Below are 14,933 nucleotides of genomic sequence, written 5' to 3'. Positions count from 1 at the left end.
TGTTCAAGCCGCGGCAACCTCCCGCGGCTCAAAACTGTCCGCCCGCGCCATCTGCCACATCCGCGAATAGAACTGGCCGTTGACCTCACCCGTCAGCAATTCCCCCGGTTTCAGAAACACATGCAACTGAGAAAACAACTTCACCTCGGTGGCCGACATGCGCCGCACCAAATGTTTGGGCTGCAATTGCGACGGGTGTTCAAGCCCGGCGGCGGCGAGCATTTCGGCCAGGGCCTTGAGGGTGTTGCGGTGGAAGTTGTAGACCCGCTGGGCCTTGTCCGGGACGACCAGGGCGCGCTGGCGCAGGGTGTCCTGGGTGGCGACGCCGGTGGGGCATTTGTTGGTGTGGCAGCTTTGCGACTGGATGCAGCCGATGGCGAACATGAAGCCGCGTGCGGCGTTGGCCCAGTCGGCGCCGATGGCCAGGACGCTGGCGATGTCGAAGGCGCTGACGATCTTGCCACTGGCGCCGAGCTTGATCTTGTCCCGCAGGTTCAGCCCCACCAGGGTGTTGTGCACGAACAGCAGGCCCTCGCGCAGCGGCACGCCGATGTGATCGGTGAACTCCACTGGCGCCGCGCCCGTGCCGCCTTCCTTGCCGTCGACCACGATGAAGTCGGGCAGGATCCCGGTTTCCAGCATGGCCTTGGCGATGCCCATGAACTCCCATGGATGGCCCAGGCAGAACTTGAAGCCCACCGGTTTGCCGCCGGACAGCTCACGCAGTTGCTGGACGAAGTGCATCAGTTCAATCGGCGTGGAAAACGCGCTGTGGCGTGACGGCGAAACACAATCCTCGCCCATGAGGATGCCACGGGTCTCAGCGATTTCCCGAGTGACCTTGTGCTTGGGCAGGATGCCGCCATGGCCGGGTTTGGCACCCTGGCTCATCTTGATTTCGATCATCCGCACCTGCGGGTTCTGGGCCTGGGCGGCGAAGCGCTCGGGGTCGAAGCGCCCGTCGCGGGTGCGACAGCCAAAATAGCCGCTGCCCAGTTCCCAGGTCAGGTCGCCACCGTGTTCGCGGTGGTACGGGCTGATACTGCCTTCACCGGTGTCATGGGCGAAGTTGCCCAGCTTGGCCCCCTGGTTCAACGCCCGGATGGCGTTGGCGCTCAGGGAGCCGAAGCTCATGGCCGAGATGTTGAACACCGACGCGGAGTACGGTTGCGTGCACTGTGGGCCGCCGACGGTCACACGAAAGCCGCTGGGGTCGCTCAGCGGGGCGGGGCGCATGGAGTGGCCGATGAATTCGAAGCCGGTCTGGTAGACGTCGATCAAGGTGCCGAACGGTTTGTCGGCGCTTTCGTTCTTGGCCCGGGAATACACCAACGAGCGTTGGGCCCGGGAGAAGGGCAGGGCATCGCTGTCGGATTCGAGCAGGTACTGGCGGATCTCCGGGCGGATGCCTTCCACCAGGTAGCGGATATTGCCAAGGATCGGATAATTGCGCCGTACGGCGTGGCGGCTCTGCAGCAGGTCGAACAGCCCCAGCAGGCTCAGCAGCCCGGTCACCAGCGCGATGGGCCAGAGCCAGTCGTGTTGCAGGAACGGCAGGCTGGCGAGGGTGAAGATGACACAGCCAGCAAAGAAGGCGTAGCGGCTTAGCAGAGACAGGCTCATACGGTTTCCTTGGGGGTGAGCGATTGGCGAGGCGGCGTAGGCATTCTGCGCTGGCAGCGAAACGGCGGGCAACAACAACCTGTGGCGAGGGGGCGGATATGGAACGCAACCCGTGGCGAGGGAGCAAGCTCCCTCGCCACGGGGTTGGTTTGCTTGGAATGATCCGTCTGTGAACGCCAGCAAAACCTGTGGGAGCGAGCTTGCTCGCGATAACGGTCGCACATTCACTATCTGCATGCCTGTCGCACCGCTATCGCGAGCAAGCTCGCTCCCACAATTCGATTTGCGGCGAAGTGCGGGCAGTTGTGGCGAGGGAGCTTGCTCCCGCTGGGCTGCGCAGCAGACCCAGTTTGAATGGCCGGTGTGGCTCAGCTCGCCTGCTTCATCTGCCGCACCGGCAATTCCACGCGAAAGGTGGTGCCGACGCCGACTTCGCTGCGTACGGTGATCTCGCCGTTGTGTTTTTTCACGATGCCGTAGGACAACGACAGCCCGAGCCCCGTGCCCTGGCCGATGGGTTTGGTGGTGAAGAACGGGTCGAAGATTTTCTGCAGGGTTTCGGGGGGGATGCCCGAGCCGTTGTCCGCCACTTCGATCCAGACGGTTTCGTCACCGACCCCGTTGCGCAGGGTGATGGTGCCGCGTTCGGGGCCGATGGCCTGGGCGGCGTTGACGATCAGGTTCATGATCACCTGGTTGATCTGCGACGGCAGGCATTCCACCTCCGGCAACGGTGTGTATTCCTTGACCACGTCGGCCTTGTATTTGATTTCATTGGCGACGATGTTCAACGTCGAATCCATGCCCTGCTGCAAATTGGCCATCTGCCATTCCTGGCTGGAGTCAACGCGAGAGAAGTCCTTCAGGTCCTTGACGATCTGCCCGACCCGGCCGATGCCATCCTTGGATTCCTTGATCAGCAAGGGGATGTCCTCGACCAGGAAATCCAGCTCCACCTGTTCGCGCAGCTTTCTCAAGCTCACCACCAGCTCCGGTGAGGCGATGGCCTCTTCGGCGCTGCCGTAGGCGCTGAGCATTTCCTGGAGTTTGCCGAAGTAGCCGTCCAGCGCCCCCAGGTTGGAAGAAATGAAGCCGATCGGGTTGTTGATTTCGTGGGCCACCCCGGCCGCCAACTGGCCCAGCGAGGCGAGCTTTTCCGATTGCACCAACTGGGTTTCCAGCATCTTGCGTTCGTCGATCTCCATTTGCAGCAGCTCGCTGGCTTGTTTGAAGGCCTGGGTGCGTTGTTCCACCAGATCTTTGAGCTTGTTCATTTTCAATTGCGCGCGGAAGGTCATTTCCCATTTGGTGGTCAGGGTGTTAGCCATCTGCTGGACTTCGATGTTGTCGAACGGCTTCTTCAGGATCAGCAAGCGGTCATGGCCGTTCAGGCGGTCAAGCAGTTCATCCCAGGAGTAGTCCGAATAGGCGGTGCACACCACCACTTGCAACTGCGGGTCGTACTTCCAGAGTTCTTCGATGGTCTTGGCGCCGTCCCAGCCTTCGGGCATGCGCATGTCGACAAAAGCCAGGGCATAGGGACGCTCCTTCGCCGCGGCCTCCAACAATTTGTTCAGGCCTTCCTGCCCACCGTAGGCTGAGTCAAGTTCGAACACGGTGGTGACAGGTTTCGGCGCTTCGCCGAACAGCGCGCTTTCAATGCCCTGCAAGTCCGCGTTGCTCTCATCCCTGGGGGTGAGGATCTTGCGAAAATCGTCATGAATGGCGGGTGTATCGTCGATCAACAGAATGCGGCGGTTAATCAGGCTGTTCATGGTTCACCTTCTGCAAGTTTCAGGGGCACCTGCAATTGGAATGTCGCCCCTTTGCCTGGCCCCTCACTGTGGGCGGTGAGGTGGCCGTTCATTTCAATGGCCGCCACTGCGCAGCTGTGCAGGCCAAAGCCGTGGCCTTCCTTACGGGTGGTAAAACCATGGGCGAAGATGCGCGTCATGTTTTCCTCCGGGATGCCTTCACCTTCGTCCTTGACGCTGATTTGCAGGGTCTCGCCATCGATGACGGCGGCCTTGAGGGTCATGTTCCGCGCATGGTTGGACACTCCGGCCATGGCGTATTTGGCATTGCTGATCAGGTTGATCAGGATCAACAGCAAGCGGTGCTTGTCGCCCATGAACCGCGGCACATCGCCGTATTCCCTGATAACCGTAACATGATGGCGGGTCAGGGCGCCGGAATTCATGCGCAGGGCGTCTTCGAGCAGTTCGCTGACCACCAGAGGTTCCAGCAGGCTGCTGGCCCCCGCATAGGACTGCTGGGTAGAGACGATGTCCTTGATGTGGTCCACGCTCTTGCTCAACTGGGCCAGTTCATCGGTCAGGCCCTGCTGCTCCTGCGCGATGGCCTCGACCAGTTGGTTGAGGTAGCCTGGCAGCAGCTTGCCTTTGGCGTCTTCGGTGAGGAAGTGCCCGAGGTCATCGGTGTGTTCGTTGATCAATTGCATCGCCTTGCCCAGCCCCAGGGCCTTGCTGCTGCGCAGTTTGCGGCAGACCAGGTCGGCGGAGATGTTCACGCTGTTGAGGACGTTGCCGACGTTGTGCAGCACGTTGGTGGCGATTTCCGCCATGCCGGCCTGGCGGGCGGTGTCCATCAACTCGCTCTGGGTGTCCTTGAGTTGACGGGTACGCTCCTCGACCCGTTGTTCCAGCTCATCGTTGGCGGTTTGCAGGGCGATGTTGACCCGTTTGATCTCGGCGAAGCTGCGCATCAGGCGGATCGCCAGCCAGATCAGGATCAGCACCAGGAATGTGGCGAACACCAGCAAGTAAATGTGGTTACGCTCGTATTTGGCGGCGTCTTTCTCCTGGTCTCTATCGAGCAGGTTGGTGATGATGTCCAGGCGATCGGCCAGGGGGACCGCTTCGATTCCCATGAGCAATTCATTGACCAGGGGCTGTTCGCGCAGGATCAGCTCGATGTGCGGCTGCAGGATTTCGACGGAGTTACGCAGCCCCTCGGGCAAGCGCTCCTTGTTGACATCCAACTGGTTCAAACCCATCAGCACCTCGGCGGCTATCTCTGGGGAGCTGAACTGGGCGAATTCCATGCCGCTGAGCAACAGGTCGTAGGTGTCGATGGCGATGTTCTGCAACTCCAGCCTGTACGTGTCGGGCAGCCGGGCGAACTGGCCCTGGATGTCGTCCTCGCCGGTGGGCAGGAAGGCCAGGGAGTTGCGCAATACCGCGTTATGAGACTTGTACTGTTCCACCAAACGGGTCTTTTCCTTGAGCAGTTTGAGGTATTCGTCGCGCTGGGCCTCCCAGAGTGAATGCTCGTGGCGCCCCGGTTCCGATTCGATGGCGTCCAGACGCTGCCACAGGCGTGCCATTTCCTGCAGGGGTGAGACCAACGGGTCGTAGTCGTGGGTCAGGGCGATCCGCGACTTGAGGATTTCGTTGTCCCAGATGGCGTCCTGTTGCTTGAGCAGGCGGATCAGGTCCCGGGATTCAATGTACGAGGCGGCCTGCTGTGCCCCCGAGTTGACGTACATGAACAGCAGGATGCCAGCCAGCAAGACGCCGATGAGGGCCAGGCCGAGGCGACGGAGGACTATCATAAGGGTTTGCCATCCCACTCACCGGTCAGGGTCTTGAGGAATTCGACGATCAACTCGGTATCGTTCTTCAGCGGCTCACGGCCCAACTGGTACTGGAACATTATCTCCACCGCGCGTTCCAGGGTCGGCGCCGCCCCGTCATGGAAATACGGGGCGGTGACTGCCACGTTGCGCAGGCTCGGCACCTTGAAGACCTGGCGGTCCGCTTCGTCGCCGGTGAGGTTGAAGCGTCCTTCGTCGGCCCGGGTGGGGTTGCCCCGGTCGCCGATGTAGTCGCCCATGACGCCGAATTTCTGGAACATGTTGCCGCCCATGTTCACGCCCTGGTGGCAAGCGATACAGCCGTACTCCTTGAAACGCTGGTAACCGAACTTCTCCCGAGGCGTGAGGATGTCGGTATTACCCAGCAGGTATTGGTCGAAACGCGAGTTGGGCGTCTGCAAGGTGCGCTCGTAGTCGGCCAGTGCGCCCTGGATATTGGGCTTGGTGACGCCGTCAGGGTAGGCGTCCTTGAAGTCCTTGGCGTAGTCTGGGTCGTCGGCGATGCGCTTGATCACCAACTCCCAGGTGCTGCCCATTTCCACCGAGCTGGTCACGACCTCATGCACCTGCTCTTCCAGCGTATCGACGCGGCCATCCCAGAACTGGTGGAAGTTCAGGCTAGCGTTGAACACCGTTGGCGTATTGACCTCCACCGGCTTGCCGTCGAAGCCCAGGGAAAACGGCTTGTCGTCGGCGCCGCCCTTGTCCAGGCGATGGCAACTGGCGCAGGACAGTGTGTTGTTGACCGATAGCCGCGGGTCATTGAACAGCCGTAGTCCCAGCTGGACGCGCTTGGGGTCCAGGGGCGGCACCGGTGGCAGGGGCTTGAGGGGGACGTTCAGGTGGTCGGCGTGAGCGGTTACGCTTGCTGCCATGAGCAGGCCGAGAGTCAGAATCAGTCCATGTAACGCCATGGGATGTTTTCCTTGAAACTTTGGTTGAGGATACTCAGGTATTCACGAAAACGGGTTCTGGAATTTTTCCCACTCTGTCATCCAATCGGCGAAGGCCTGCGGTTCGACGGCCTTGCTGAAGTAATAACCCTGGGCTTCCTCACATTGGTGCTTCTTGAGAAATTCAAGCTGCTCAAGGGTTTCCACCCCTTCGGCGATGATGTGCAGGTTCAGGCTCTTGCCCAGGCTGATGATGGTGCTCACCAGCTTGGCGTCGTTGCTGTCAATGCTCAGGTCACCAATGAACGACTGGTCGATCTTCAGCACATCCACCGGAAATTTCTGCAAGTAGCTCAGGCTCGAATAACCCGTGCCGAAATCGTCGATGGCCAGGCGTATCCCCTGTTGCTTGATGGCCTTGAGGATGGCGACCGTGGTGTCGACGTTCTGCATCAGTACGCTTTCGGTGATCTCCAGTTCTAACTGTGTCGGGTCCAGGCCGGTTTCCTTGAGGGTGCGGGCGATGCCTTCGACGAAACCGCGCTGGCGAAAATCGATGGCCGAGATGTTCACCGACAGGTACAGCGGCCGCATACCCTGGGCTTGCCAACGGCAGGCCTGCTGGCAGGCTTCCTGAAGCACCCATTGGCTCAGTGGAACGATCAGGCCGCTGTCCTCGGCCACCGGAATGAAATCCGACGGATAGACCAAACCATGCCCCGGCCTGTCCCAGCGCACCAGCGCCTCGACCCCGACCACCGTGCCGTTCTTGAGGTCGAGCTTGGGTTGGTAATGCAGCACGAATTCCTTGCGTTGCAGGCCCAGGCGCAGGCCCGATTCGATGGTCTGTTGCTGCCGTGCCCGGCGGTTCATGTCTTCGGTGAAGAAACGGTAGTCGTTGGGGCCGGCCTCCTTGACGTTGCGCATCGCCGTCTCGGCTTTCTTGATCAGCGCCACGGCGTCGAAACCGTCGTTCGGGTACACGCTGATGCCCAGGCTCGCGGTGACGCTCAGGTCATGGCCATCGATGGGCTGCGGGGTGTTGATGGCCGCCAGCAGTTTGTCGGCCACGCCTTTGGTCTGCTGCGGGTCGACGATGTCCCCCAGCACCACCACGAACTCATCCGAGCCGTAGCGAAACACCGAGTCGGACTCACGCACCACGGTCGCCAGCGTCCGCGCCACGCGCTTGAGCATTTCGTCGCCCACCGGATGGCCCAGCGCGTTGTTGATGCGCTTGAAGCGGTCCAGGCCGATGAACATCACCGCCAGTTGCCGGTCATGCCGACGGCACTGGGCCATGGCCTGGGTCAGGCGATCGCCGAGCAACATGCTGTTGGGCAGCTCGGTGAGCACGTCGTATTGCAGCAGGTGGGACACCTTGAGCAATTCCTGGACGCGCTCTTCGATCGTGCGTTCCAGGCTGCGCATTTTTCTCGCCGCGTCCTGGGCCAGTTGCCATTTCCAGGTCATGGCGCTGGCCATCTGGCGGATTTCCAGGGTGTCGAAGGGTTTCTTGAGGATCAGCAGTTGATCGTCGAACTCGATTCGTTCGGACATGGTTTCCCAGGAATAATCCGAGAAGGCCGTGCACAGGGCGATTTGCAGGCGCGGATCGGCTTTCCACAGTTGCTCGATGGTTTGCAGGCCATCCCAGCCCGGTGGCATGCGCATGTCGGCGAACACCATCGCATAGGGCTGGCCTTCGGCCTGGGCGCGCTTGACCAATTCCAGCGCCTCCTCGCCTTGGTAGGCCGAGTCGATCTGGAATTGCAGCCGGTTGGCCTGCGGGGTGCCGAACAGCAGGCTTTCGGTGTTGTCCAGCGAGGTATCGCTGCCGGCGCTGGGGCTGAGAATCTTGCGAAAGTCCTGGTGGATCGCCGGTGTATCGTCCACCACCAGGATCCGCCGGTTGGCAGGTACCGACATGGGGTTCATGGATTGCTCTCCGGTAGCTGGCTCTCCGGCCGGATCCCGTGATCCGTCCCGGGAATGATGGTGCCGGCCTTGAGCAATTCGGCGGCCTGGCCGCTGTCGACCACGGTGCTGAAGTAATGCCCCTGGGCCTGCATCGAACCGCCGCTGGACATCAGCGTGGTGCGTTGCTCCTGGGTCTCGACGCCCTCGGCGATGATCCCGATGCCCACGTCCCGGGCGAAATTGATGATCGTACGCAACGTCGTGGCGCTCTCTGGGTCGGTGTTGGCGCTTTCTAGAAAGCGCTGGGCGAGCTTGAGGTGATTGACCCGGTAGGTCTTGAGGTAGTCGAACGAGGAATACTCGGTGCCGAAGTCATCGATGGCGATCTGCACGCCCAGTTCGCAGAGGCGCGGCAGCACGTCGTTGTGAGTCCATTTGGTCTGGGCCAGGGTTGCTTCAGTGACGTCGAAACGCAGGTCCCAAGGCGCCAACTCCCAGCGCGCGGTGGTGCGCAGCACGTCGTAGATCAGTTCCGGGCCGGTCTTGAGCTGGGTCAGGGACAGGTCCATGGCGATCGCCGGGGGGGCCATGCCTTGGTCGCGCCACTGGCGCATCTGTTGACAGGCCCGGTCCAGCACCCAGTGACCGAGGCTAATGATGATCCCGGTCTTCTCGGCGGCCGGCATGAAGTCCGTCGGTTCCAACCAGCCACGCTGGGGGTGTTTCCAGCGCACCTGCACGCTCATGCCGAGGATTTTGCCGCTGCCGAGGTCGACTTCCGGCAGGTAGTGCAGTTGCAGCTCGTTATTCTCGAGGGCCAGGCGCAGGTCGTTAGCCAGGGCGACGCGCTCTGTTACGTCCCGGTTAATTTCTTCATTATGGAAATGGTACAGGTTGCGGCCTTTTTCCTTGGAGCGGTACAGGGCCATGTCGGACTGGGCCATCAGGCTGTCGGCACTGGCACTCTGCGGGGTGTACAGGGCGATGCCGATGCTCACCGAGATCCGCGCGTCGTTGCCGTCCAGGAAATAGGGCGCCGCCAGGGTATCGCGGATCTTGGTCGCCAGCGCGGCGCAATGGGTCGCTTCGTGGACGTCCAGTTGCAGGATGGCGAATTCGTCGCCACCCAGGCGCGCCACTAGGTCGTTTTCCCGGGTACAGCCTTTGAGCCGTGCCGCGACTTCCTGCAACAACAGGTCGCCGATGGGGTGACCCAGGGTGTCGTTGATCCGCTTGAAGTGGTCCAGGTCCAGGTAGAACATGGCAAACGGCGGCGCCCCCCGCCGAGCGGCGGCGAAGGCCTGGTGCAGGCGCTCGAGCACGGTGGCGCGGTTGGCCAGCCCGGTCAGGCCGTCGGTGCGGGCGAGCAGTGCGATCTTCTCAGCGGCCAGCTTGCGCTCGGTAATGTCGAGGATAATGCCTTCCACTTCCAGCAACAGGCCCTGATCGTTGCGCACCGGGATGTAGCGGTTCTCCACCCAGCGGAACGTGTCGTCGCCGGTGCGCATGCGAAACTCGATGCAAGCCCCCGCGGTGTCGCGATCGAGGACGCGGACCATTGCCTCCTGGACTTTGCCCTGGTCGTCGGGGTGGATCAGTGTCTGCGCCCAGTCCGGCGAGTCGATTAGTTGCGCCGCGACATGGCCGAACTTGGTGATGTTGTGGGAGACGTACATCAGTGGGAACGGCGGCTCGCCCCGCAGGCGATATAGAATGGTCGGGCTGTTCTGCACGATGATGTTGGCGTCGGCCAACTCGCGGGTACGTTCCTCCACCGCCCGTTCGAGCATGTCCATTTTCAGCGCCGCGTCCTCGGTCATCTGCCACTTGACTGTCAAGGCGCTGGCCATCTGGCGGATCTCGATGGCGTCGAAGGGTTTTTTCAGGATGAGCAGGCGGTCGCCCAGTTCAAGGCGCTCGGAAATATCCTCCCAGGAATAATCCGAGTAAGCGGTGCACAGGGCCACTTGCAGCTTGGGGTCGGCGCGCCATAACCGTTCGATGGTTTCCAGGCCGTCCCAGCCCGGTGGCATGCGCATGTCGATGAACGCCATGGCGAAGGGTTGCCCCTGGGCCAGCGCCGATTCGACCTTGTTCAGGGCTTCCATGCCCTGGAACGCCGAGTTGAGCACGAAACTCTGGCTGGGAGCCACCACCGGCGCGCCGAACAGGGCTTGCTCGGCACTGCTCAGGCTATCTTCGGTGGTCGCCTTGGGGCAGAGGATCTTTCGAAAGTCCTCATGGATGGTCGCGCTGTCGTCGACGATGAGGATGCGCCGATTGCCTTTCTCCGTCGGCAGGCTCATGGTCCTGCACCACGATGATGCTGCCTAGAAAACCGTGGGAACATCTGATATCCCTTTCTGTCGCATGAGTATTGTGGCCTGCACATGGCCCTTCATGGGGTACAGCATAGTCGTCTGATTGGGATGCGCTCGGCCAGCAATGGCAAGTCGAGTCTAAATTTACTCTATCTACTAGTCTGTATTTTGGGGCTAAGGTAGAACAGTCGTTAATAGGAGGGGTTCTAATGGAAGATCAATCGTCGGGCGTTCCGGTAAGGAAGCCCACGGTGTTGCTGGTTGACGACGAAGAGTCGATTCTCAGTAGCCTGCGTCGATTATTGCGTAACCAACCCTATGAGATCCTGCTAGCCGACAGCGGCGCCAAGGCGCTGGAAGTTCTCAAGGAGCGGCCCGTCGATCTGGTGATGAGCGATGCGCGCATGCCGAACATGGACGGCGCGACACTGTTGGCTCACATTCGCGAGCTCTATCCGTCGACCTTGCGCATTTTGCTCACCGGTTATGCCGATGTGGACATGATGACCAAGGCCATCAACGAGGGGCAGCTTTATCGCTACCTCAGCAAGCCCTGGAACGATGAGGAACTGATACAGGCCCTGCTCCAGGCCCTGGCCCACCAGCATTCCGAAAGCGAGCGCCAGCGCCTCGAAGCGCTCAACCGCGAACAGAACCAGCAACTCAAGACCCTCAACGCCACCCTGGAAAAACGCGTGGCCTCACGCACTTCCGAGTTGCAGCAGACCGCCGACATGCTCGACTTGGCCTATGACGAGCTCAAGCGCAGCTACGTGACCGGCACCGAGGTGTTTTCGCTGATCGCCAACCTGCGCCTGCCCAAGGCCAAGCAGACCAATCGGGAAATCATCGAACTGATCCATGTCTACAGCCGGCTGAATTTTCTCGACGAGTCCACCGACCGCGACCTGACCATGGCCGCCGCGCTCTACAACATTGGCAAGCTGAGCTGGACCGACAACATGATGGTCACGCCCGCCGACATGCTGCATCACTCTGAGCTCGATCTGTACCGAGCCTATCCGAAGCAGAGCGAATCGCTGCTGATGACCCTGGACCCGATGAAGGACGCGGCACGCATCATCCGCCATCACCAGGAGCGTTGGGACGGCAGCGGTTTTCCCGATCGTCTCAAGGGCGAGGCCATTCCGTTTGGCTCGCGGCTGTTGAAACTGGCGGTGGACTTCATCGAGCTGCAGCGCGGGTTGATTCTGGAGCGGCAGATGAACAGCGACGAAGCGCTGGTCTACATCCGCAAGTACGCCGGCAAGTTGTACGACCCGAATATGATCGAGGATTTCATCAAGGCCTGCGGTGAATACCTGGAAGACGTGACCTTGTCGGACCCGACGGTGAGGGTCATGAACACCCGGGAACTGGCGGCCGGCATGATCCTGGCGCGCAACCTCAACGCCGACAACGGCATGTTGCTGCTCAACGCCGGCAAGGTCCTGAGCGGCCCGCTGGTGGAAAAGCTCATCGCCTTCGAGTCGATGGAAGGGGCCCGCTACAGCGTGTTCGTCAAGATCCCTGAGGAGGTCGACCCTTCGGTGCCGAAGCCGATGTTGGGGTGATGCGGTTCTGAAGGCGACACGATTCCAACTGTGGGAGCGGGCTTGCTCGCGAAGGCGGTGTATCAGTCAGAAATTTATTGGCTGACACTCCGCCTTCGCGAGCAAGCCCGCTCCCACAGTAGATGTGTGTTGGTTTTGCGGTCGCGCCAGGCTTTGCTGTCGCCGCTGCGGTCTGTAATCTCCCCGCCATTTCCCCGGCCAAGGCTTTTATCCCTCATGACCACTTCCCTCATCCGCATCGCCGCCGCCCTGTTGCTCGGGCCGGACGGGCGAACCCTGCTGGTGCGCAAGCGCGGCACCCGGGCCTTCATGCAGCCCGGTGGCAAGATCGAGGCCCATGAGCAACCGGTGCAGGCGCTGGCCCGCGAGCTGGAAGAAGAGCTTGGGTTGCGGATCGACCCGGCCCAGGCCCGCCACTTGGGGGTGTTCAGCGCGCCGGCGGCCAACGAACCGGGGTTTACCGTGCAGGCCGAGGTGTTTTTGCTGAGCATTGACGCCCCGGTTTCGCCGGCGGCCGAAATCGAAGAGGTGTGCTGGATCGACCCGGCCGGCGACAGTGATCGGGTGCTGGCGCCGTTGACAGGCGAGGTTATCTTGCCGTTTTATCGAGCGACATACTTGGCCACTTGCTGATTCACGCCTCAAGGACTGACGCCCATGATTCCATTGCCGGATCTGTTGATTTTCGCCGCCGCCGCGTTGCTGATGGTCCTGACGCCCGGCCCGAACATGATCTACCTGATCTCCCGTTCGATCTGCCAGGGCCGCAAGGCCGGCGTCACGTCGCTGTTGGGCGTGGTGGCGGGGTTCTTCGTGCACATGTTCGCCGCCGCCGCGGGGCTGACGGCGGTGTTCCTGGCGGTGCCCATGGCCTATGAGGTGTTGAAGTGGGCCGGCGCGCTGTACCTGTTGTGGCTGGCCTGGCAGGCTGTGAAACCGGGCGCGCGTTCGCCCTTCGAGGCCCAGCAGTTGCCGGCGGATTCGACGCGCAAGCTGATCACCATGGGCTTTCTCACCAGTGCGCTGAATCCCAAGATCGCGGTGTTCTATCTGTCAGTGTTCCCGCAATTCATCAGCCCGGAGCACGGTTCGCTGTTCACCCAGAGCATCATCCTCGGGCTGACCCAGATCAGCGTCAGTTTCAGCGTCAACCTGCTGATTGCCCTGTTCGCCGCCGGCATTGCCTCCTGGTTTGTCCATAACCCGAGCTGGCTGGCGGTGCAGCGCTACTTCATGGGGTTTGTCCTCGGTGCCCTGGCGCTGCGCCTGATGCTTGAGCAACGGCGTTCGGCGTGAACATTCGGCGCCTGCGGGCCGTTGATGCCCAGGAATATCGCGAGCTGATGCTCCAGGCGTACGCCTTGCACCCCCAGGCCTTCACCTCCAGCGTCAGCGAACGGGCGACATTGCCCATCAATTGGTGGGCGTCACGCCTGGGCAGCCGGCTCGATGTGTTGTTGGGGGCGTTTGTCGAGCAAGAACTGGTCGGCATCGTCGGCCTGGCCCTGGAACCCCGGGAAAAAGCCCGGCACAAGGCGCTGCTGTTCGGCATGTACGTCGCCGACGCACATCGCCATCGGGGCCTCGGCTACCAACTGCTGCAGGCGGCCCTCGACGAAGCCCGGCGCCATACCTTCCTGCGCCTGGTGCAGCTGACCGTCACCGCCGGCAACGACCCGGCGCTCAAGCTCTACCAGCGCTGCGGCTTCGTCCTCTACGGCCTCGAACCGATGGCGATCCGCGTGGACGATGAGTACCTCGACAAAATCCACATGTGGCTCGAACTTTAAGGCCACCACCTTCCCCCTGTGGGAGCGAGCTTGCTCGCGATAGCAGTTGCACATCCAGCATCACTGCAAGCTGACCCACCGCCATCGCGAGCAAGCTCGCTCCCACAGAGATTTGTTGGATGGCGTCGATGGTGTTCACCGCACGAATCCCCTGTGGGAGCGAGCCTGCTCGCGATGGAGCCAACCCGGCATCAGCGCACGGCACTGACCCCATCGAGTGTGGAAAACGACGTGTCCTTGGCCGTCAGCAGAAAGTCGCGCATGTACGGCGCGTCGAGCATGTCGGTGCGCACCGCCGCGTACAGCGTGGCAAACAAGCCTTTCTCCCCCAGCCGCTTGGCCTTCACGTAGCCCCGCGAGCTGTATTCGTGCAGCGCCCAGTGCGGCATGCCGCAGACGCCACGGCCGCTGGCCACCAGTTGCATCATCATCACCGTCAGCTCGGATGTGCGCACCTGGGCCGGTTCGATGTCGGCTGGCTCCAGGAAACGAGTGAAAATGTCCAGCCGGTCCCGCTCCACCGGGTAGGTGATCAGGGTTTCGCTGATCAGGTCCTCGGGCACGATGTAGGGCTTGCCCGCCAGCCGATGCTGGTTGGCGACGGCGAGCATCGCTTCGTAGGTGAACAGCGGCACGTAGGTGATGCCGGCCAATTCCAGCGGGTCGGAGGTCACCACCAGGTCGAGATCGCCTCGGGCCAAGGCCGGCAAGGGGGCGAAGGCGAAACCCGAGGCCAGGTCCAGCTCGACTTCCGGCCAGGCATCGCGGAACTGGTCGATGGTCGGCATCAGCCACTGGAAGCAGCTATGGCACTCGATGGCCATGTGCAGGCGCCCGGCGGTGCCGCCCGCCAAGCGGGCGATGTCCCGTTCAGCACTGCGCAGCAAGGGCAGGGCGGCATCGGCCAGTTGCAACAGGCGCAGGCCGGCGCTGGTGAAGCGTACCGGCTTGGTCTTGCGCACGAACAACTGCATGCCCAGGCGTTCTTCCAGTTCCTTGAACTGGTGGGAGAGGGCGGACTGGGTCAGGTGCAGGCGTTCGGCGGCTTCGACCAGGCTGTCGGCTTCGCGCAGGGCGTGCAGGGTCTTGAGGTGACGGAGTTCAAGCACCGGAGTGGCTCCATGAGTAAAACTTGTGATCAACACGAAAAGGTTGAGTTTGTCTCATGTGGGCCGCGCTGTCGACAATGGCGCCAT

11 protein-coding genes and 1 pseudogene are annotated in these 14,933 nt (G+C 61.6%); 4 read left to right on the top strand and 8 right to left on the bottom strand.

Annotated elements, in window-relative coordinates:
• Window positions 1-3: 3 nt before the first annotated feature.
• The 7 genes and pseudogenes from AC515T_RS23015 to AC515T_RS22985 form a co-directional block, all read right to left on the bottom strand.
• A complete protein-coding gene (locus AC515T_RS23015) occupies window positions 4-1,623 on the bottom strand; it encodes an FMN-binding glutamate synthase family protein (RefSeq protein WP_496530147.1) in 1,620 nt (539 codons plus the stop codon).
• Window positions 1,624-1,991: 368 nt separating this feature from the next.
• A complete protein-coding gene (locus AC515T_RS23010; protein ID WP_413817783.1) occupies window positions 1,992-2,426 on the bottom strand; it encodes a sensor histidine kinase in 435 nt (144 codons plus the stop codon).
• Window positions 2,427-2,717: 291 nt separating this feature from the next.
• Window positions 2,718-2,804, bottom strand: a pseudogene (locus tag AC515T_RS23005) (hypothetical protein); the annotation flags it as partial.
• A gap of 590 nt (window positions 2,805-3,394) precedes the next feature.
• Window positions 3,395-5,197 (bottom strand): DAHL domain-containing sensor histidine kinase, encoded by a 1,803-nt coding sequence (locus AC515T_RS23000; protein WP_496530146.1) that lies wholly within the window; start codon window positions 5,195-5,197, stop codon window positions 3,395-3,397.
• Complete coding sequence (locus tag AC515T_RS22995) at window positions 5,194-6,153, bottom strand: cytochrome-c peroxidase (protein WP_496530145.1); 960 nt, start codon at window positions 6,151-6,153, stop codon at window positions 5,194-5,196. The genes AC515T_RS23000 and AC515T_RS22995 overlap by 4 nt, the downstream gene beginning before the upstream one ends.
• A 42-nt stretch (window positions 6,154-6,195) precedes the next feature.
• Window positions 6,196-8,070 (bottom strand): two-component system response regulator, encoded by a 1,875-nt coding sequence (locus AC515T_RS22990; RefSeq protein WP_496530144.1) that lies wholly within the window; start codon window positions 8,068-8,070, stop codon window positions 6,196-6,198.
• Window positions 8,067-10,358 carry a GGDEF/EAL domain-containing response regulator gene (locus AC515T_RS22985; protein WP_496530143.1) on the bottom strand — a complete coding sequence of 764 codons (2,292 nt, stop codon included), beginning with the start codon at window positions 10,356-10,358 and terminating at the stop codon, window positions 8,067-8,069. The genes AC515T_RS22990 and AC515T_RS22985 overlap by 4 nt, the downstream gene beginning before the upstream one ends.
• A 224-nt stretch (window positions 10,359-10,582) precedes the next feature.
• Here AC515T_RS22985 and nosR point away from each other — a divergent pair, with 224 nt between their 5' ends.
• The 4 genes from nosR (at window position 10,583) to AC515T_RS22965 (ending at window position 13,737) form a co-directional block, all read left to right on the top strand.
• The gene (nosR, locus tag AC515T_RS22980) at window positions 10,583-11,947 is read left to right on the top strand and encodes a response regulator c-di-GMP phosphodiesterase, NosR family (protein WP_496530142.1); all 1,365 of its coding nucleotides are present in this window, start codon (window positions 10,583-10,585) and stop codon (window positions 11,945-11,947) included.
• 216 nt (window positions 11,948-12,163) lie between these two features.
• Complete coding sequence (locus AC515T_RS22975) at window positions 12,164-12,580, top strand: NUDIX hydrolase (RefSeq protein ID WP_496530141.1); 417 nt, start codon at window positions 12,164-12,166, stop codon at window positions 12,578-12,580.
• 24 nt (window positions 12,581-12,604) lie between these two features.
• Window positions 12,605-13,243: a LysE family translocator gene (locus tag AC515T_RS22970; protein WP_053124734.1), complete on the top strand. Its 639-nt coding sequence runs from the start codon at window positions 12,605-12,607 to the stop codon at window positions 13,241-13,243.
• Window positions 13,240-13,737: a GNAT family N-acetyltransferase gene (locus AC515T_RS22965; protein ID WP_496530140.1), complete on the top strand. Its 498-nt coding sequence runs from the start codon at window positions 13,240-13,242 to the stop codon at window positions 13,735-13,737. Before AC515T_RS22970 ends, AC515T_RS22965 begins: the two co-directional genes overlap by 4 nt.
• 191 nt (window positions 13,738-13,928) lie before the next feature.
• On the opposite strand, the gene metR is transcribed toward AC515T_RS22965, so the two are convergent.
• On the bottom strand, window positions 13,929-14,846 hold the full coding sequence (gene metR / locus AC515T_RS22960) for a transcriptional regulator MetR (protein ID WP_060740854.1): 918 nt from the start codon (window positions 14,844-14,846) through the stop codon (window positions 13,929-13,931).
• Window positions 14,847-14,933: the final 87 nt, after the last annotated feature.

It is taken from the genome of Pseudomonas sp. FSO-7 (genome assembly GCF_059579345.1).
The sequence above is the reverse complement of the archived record's forward strand: the minus strand, read 5'-3'. Positions and strand labels throughout refer to the sequence as shown.